The 904-nt window shown below is 71.5% G+C and carries 1 protein-coding gene and 1 pseudogene; both read right to left on the reverse strand.

Annotated features, from left to right (window positions below; all coding sequences use genetic code 11):
* Nucleotides 1-332, reverse strand: a pseudogene (locus ACEN88_RS32885) (hypothetical protein); the annotation flags it as partial.
* 10 nt (nt 333-342) lie between these two features.
* A partial coding sequence (locus tag ACEN88_RS32890; protein WP_413346478.1) for a TolC family protein occupies nt 343-904 on the reverse strand: 562 nt, incomplete at its 5' end.

The raw sequence follows: 904 nt of genomic DNA on the forward strand, positions 1-904 counted from the left end.
GTGCAGGCCGTGCTCGTGGCGCCGGGCGCGGCCAGCGCGACGGTGCGTTCCGCGTCGGTTTTGACTTGCGCGGGCAGGTGCAGCCGCTGCCGCAAGGTGGCCGGACCGGCCGTGTCGAGGGCGATGCCGTTCGCCTTGATCTGCGCCGCCGTCATCGCGATGCCGCGTGCGCCTGCATCTTCCGCTGCGCCGCCTGTTTCCGCGCCGCGGTCGTCGTGGCCGTGCGCATCTTTCGTGGGTGCCGAGTCCTCGCGCGTAAACAGCATCAGTCCGGCCAGGAGGAGGGCGAACGCGCACATCAGCGCGATCGCCAGGGTCTGTTTCTTCGTCATGGTGTTCTCTTCAATCTTGATCGGTGCCGGCGAGGCGTTCGATGTCGGCCCAGGCGCGCCAGGCGGTTTCCAGGCTGTCCCAGTGGCGTGTCTGCACCTGGAACCACGTCCGTTGCGCGTCGAGCACGTCCAGGAAGGAAAACTTCCCGTACTCGAATCCTTTCAGCGTCTGCTCGTACGCGGTCTTCGCGCCCGGCACGACGTCGTCGCGCAGCAGCCGGGCTTCCTGTTTCGCCGTTGCGTAGCGCGTGTGGGCAGCCGTCAGCGCGGCCGCCGTCTCGACCCGGGCCGCAGCCAGTTCGTCGTTCGCCGCGTCGGTGCGGCGCAAGGCCGCGTGCAGGGCATCCTCGTTGCGGTTGAACAGGGGCAGCGGCACGGACAGGCCGACGACGGCCTGGCGCCGGCCCACCTGGTCATCCTTTTGCGTGCCCACGGACAGCGTGACGTCCGGCACGCGCGCCGCCCGCTCGACATCCGCCCGGGGCCCCGCGCGGCGCGGCCCGCCCCCGCGCCCAAAACCCCCCCCGGCCGGGGGGCCCCCCCCCCCCCCGGCGGCAATAAGCGCCCAAACC

Origin of the sequence: Massilia sp. CT11-108 (assembly GCF_047302915.1) — a bacterium.
Classification (GTDB): Bacteria; Pseudomonadota; Gammaproteobacteria; order Burkholderiales; family Burkholderiaceae_D; genus Telluria; species Telluria orientalis.